Source organism: Mycobacterium ulcerans subsp. shinshuense, assembly GCF_002355775.1.
Classification (GTDB): domain Bacteria; phylum Actinomycetota; class Actinomycetes; order Mycobacteriales; family Mycobacteriaceae; genus Mycobacterium; species Mycobacterium marinum.
In genome coordinates this window covers 41,099-44,814 of record NZ_AP017625.1, presented here as the reverse complement: position 1 = coordinate 44,814, position 3,716 = coordinate 41,099, and the positions used below count along the sequence as shown (strand labels likewise).

The 3,716-nt window shown below is 62.4% G+C and carries 2 protein-coding genes and 2 pseudogenes; all 4 read left to right on the top strand.

Features of this window, described 5'->3' with window-relative positions:
- Positions 1 to 56: 56 nt before the first annotated feature.
- Positions 57 to 356, top strand: a complete 300-nt coding sequence (locus SHTP_RS26450; RefSeq protein ID WP_096372704.1) for a hypothetical protein — start codon at positions 57 to 59, stop codon at positions 354 to 356.
- Positions 357 to 506: 150 nt separating this feature from the next.
- Positions 507 to 1,143: pseudogene (locus tag SHTP_RS26445) on the top strand (IS1634 family transposase); the annotation flags it as partial.
- 140 nt (positions 1,144 to 1,283) lie between these two features.
- The gene (locus SHTP_RS26440; protein ID WP_420873065.1) at positions 1,284 to 2,486 is read left to right on the top strand and encodes an ISAs1-like element IS2404/ISMul1 family transposase; all 1,203 of its coding nucleotides are present in this window, start codon (positions 1,284 to 1,286) and stop codon (positions 2,484 to 2,486) included.
- Positions 2,487 to 2,507: 21 nt separating this feature from the next.
- Positions 2,508 to 3,649: pseudogene (locus SHTP_RS26435) on the top strand (IS1634 family transposase); the annotation flags it as partial.
- Between the last annotated feature and the right edge of the window lie 67 nt (positions 3,650 to 3,716).

Sequence of the window (3,716 nt, the reverse complement as noted above, 5' to 3'; positions counted from 1 at the left end):
GACACTCCGACCCGAAATATTTACTGAGCCTGAGGGCGAGTATGGGGAAAACGAGGTTGAGCAGAAACGGCAGCAACGGTGCCGCCGCCCGGCGTCGGCAATCGTCGATTGCGGTGGAGGACGTGCCTGATCCACAGGTGCCGGAGCGGGCGCAGCGGCGTACGTTCACCGCCAAGTACAAGCTGGCGATCCTGGAGGAGTACGAACGCGCCGAGCGTGCGCAGCGGGGCGCGCTGCTGCGGCGGGAGAACCTGTATTCGTCACTGCTGACTGAATGGCGCCACCAACGTGATCGGGGCGCGCTTGAGGCGTTGTCCTCGCGGCGTGGCCCCCAAGCCGGGCAAGCCCGCCGCTAAGCCGAAGTTAGCGGCTGTGAGGTAGGCGAAATTAGTGGTTGAGCTTTGGTTTTGGGCCGTTTTCGGCCCAAATATGTAGACATTAGGAATGGTGTGTCACTAGTATCTGTAGTTGGGTTATGTTGATACTATTCAGGTATAGCCAAGCCGATGGCGATGCACGTAGCCTGTACGCCGAGTGCGCATGTGGATAAGGCGGGCAACGCGCGCCGCTACGAGGCGGTGCTGGTGCGGCGAAGCTATCGCGACGGCAAAAATTCGACACCAGACCCTGGCGAATCTGTCCAAGCTGCCTGCCCACGTTATCGACGTGGTCGAGGCCAGCCTCAAGGGCCAGGCGCTGGTAGCGCCCGAGTCGGTCTGTGAGATCACACGTTCACTGCCCCATGGGCATGTGGCCGCGGTGGGGGCCATGGCACGCACGCTGGGGCTGCCCGCACTGTTGGGGCCGCGGTGTCGGTCCCGCGATCTGGTGTTGGGGTTGATCATCTCGCGGGTGCTCCGACCTGCCTCCAAGCTGGCCACGCTGGCCTGGTGGGCCGACACCACACTCGGCGAAGATTTGAACGTGACCAACGCATCGACCGGCGAGATCTATGAGGCGATGGACTGGCTGCTCGCCCGTCAAGACGCGATCGAAAAACAGTTGGCTGCCAAACACCTGGCCGCCTCGGTCAATCCGTCGCGGATGGCGCTGTTTGACTTGTCCTCATCGTGGATGACCGGCCAATGCTGCGATCTGGCTGCACGCGGGTATTCCCGTGACGGTAAGAAGGGCCTACCCCAGGGCTCCGGCGTTGTTGATTAGCAGGCTTGTGAGCTGGGTTGATGATCTTTGGTGCCGCGCTATTGGGGCCGGAGTGTAGGCACGGGCTATCTGGAGAACGATCGAGTTGGTTACTGTTCGTCGTTGGTCTGGAGTTGCCCGTGCCTACCGTTTCAGTATTGCCTGTGTCGTCGGTTCCAGAGGTGTTCGACCGCTGGAGTCCTGGTGAGCGCAGCGAGCTCATCGGATCGGAGTTTCTCGATGTGTTGGCCTCGGTGCCAGACCCGAGGGACCCACGCGGTCGGAGGTATTCGCTGATGGCTTTGTTGGCGATCGCGGTTCTGGCCACTGCCGCGGGGATGCGCGGCTATGCTGGTTTTGCCACATGGGCGGCCACCGCTCCCGATGATGTGTTGGCCCAATTAGGGGTCCGGTTCCGGCGGCCCAGTGAGAAGACCTTCCGTGCTGTTTTGTCTCGGCTAGACCCCGCCGACCTCAACGCCAGGATGGGCAGTTACTTCACTGCACACGTGGCCAGCAGCGACCCCAGTGGATTGGTGCCGATCGCGTTGGACGGCAAGATGCGGCGTGGTGCTTTACGCGCCAAAGCGACAGCCAAGCATCTCGTGTCGGTGTTCGCCCACCGTGCCCGATTGGTGCTCGGTCAACTCGCTGTCGCCGAGAAAAGCAATGAAATTCCCTGCGTACGTGCCCTGCTCACGCTGCTGCCGGGTAGCTTGCGGTGGCTGGTCACCGTGGATGCGATGCATACCCAGGTCGTCACCGCGAAGTTGATCTGCGCCACCTTGAAGTCGCACTACCTGATGATCGTCAAGTCCAACCAAGCCAAAATACTTGCGCGTATCACCGCGCTGCCCTGGGCCGAGGTGCCCGCAGCCGCTACCGACGACTCCCGCGGCCACGGCCGTGTCGAGACCCGCACCCTGCAAATCATCACCGCTGCACGAGGAATCGGCTTCCCCTACGCAAAACAAATCATCCGGATCACTCGTGAACGCTTGATCACCGCCACCGACCAGCGCAGCGTGGAGGTGGTCTATGCCATCTGCAGCCTGCCGTTCGAGCACGCCCGCCCTACCGCGATCATGACCTGGATGCGTCAACACTGGGGAATCGAGAACAGCCTGCACTGGATACGCGACGTCACCTTCGACGAAGACCGTCAAAGGGCACATACCGGAAACGGCGCACAGGTCCTAGCAACGCTACGCAACACCGCGATCAATCTGCACCGCCTCAACGGCGCCGACAACATCGCCGAAGCCTGCCGGATCACCGCTTTGACCGCCAACCGCCGCCTAGACCTCCTCAATCCACAATTCCCCAGCTCACAAGCCTGCTAATCAACAACGCCGGAGCCCTGGGGCCTACCCCAAATCGAGTACGGGCTGCTCACCGACCCCGCTGGGCGCCCAGTGGCGATACGGGTGTTCGCCGGTAACACCGCTGACCCGGCCGCGTTCACCGACATCGTCGAGGTGGTGCGTGAGCGCTTCGGGCTGGACCGGCTGGTTCTTGTCGGTGATCGCGGCATGATCACCTCCGCGCGTATCGCCGCGCTGCGCGAACTCAACAACGACCCCGACACCGCAACCGGTTTCGGCTGGATCACCGCGCTGCGTGCACCGGCGATCGCCAAGCTCGCCGGTGATGACGGGCCGCTGCAACTGAGCCTGTTCGATACCCAAGACCTGGCCACCATCACCCACCCCGACTATCCCAGCGAACGACTCATCGCGTGTCGTAACCCACTGTTGGCGACCCAACGCGCCCGCAAACGTGCCGAATTGCTGACCGCCACCGAGGCTGCGCTGGCGCCGATCATCGCCGCAGTAGCTTGTGGCCGGCTGGCCGGCGCCGGGCGGATCGGGGTGAAAGTTGGCAAAGTACTGGCAAAGTTCAAGATGGCCAAACACTTCCATCTCGACATCACCGACACCACACTGACCGTGACGCGTGACCAAACCAAGATCGATGCCGAAGCCGCCCTTGATGGGATCTACGTGCTGCGCACCAGCGTCACCGCCAACGAGCTTGACCCCGCCGCAGTCGTGGTCAGCTATAAAAACCTCGCCAACGTCGAACGCGACTTCCGCAGCATCAAAACCGACGACCTGGACCTACGCCCCATTCATCACCGACTCGACGACCGGGTCAAAGCCCACATCCTGATCGCCATGCTCGCCTGCTACCTGGTGTGGCACCTACGCAAAGCCTGGGCACCCATGACCTATACCGACGAAAACCCACCAGCCCGGGAAAACCCTGTCGCACCCGCCCAACGCTCAGCTGCCGCCAAAACCAAAGCCGCACGCCACCAAGACGCCAACGGAGCCACGCTACGCAGCTTCAGCGGCCTGCTCGAGCACCTGGCAACCCTGACCCGCAACGACGTCAACTTCACCCACACCACCAACCCGATCCCGATGCTCGCCACCCCACCCCCGACCAACAACGCGCCTTTGACCTCATCGAAACCACCATCCCCCTCACCAGCGCCGCGTAGCCACCAACGCCAACCCACCAAACCCCAAAACCCGCAGGTCAATTCATAAATCCACCCGACCAGGCCC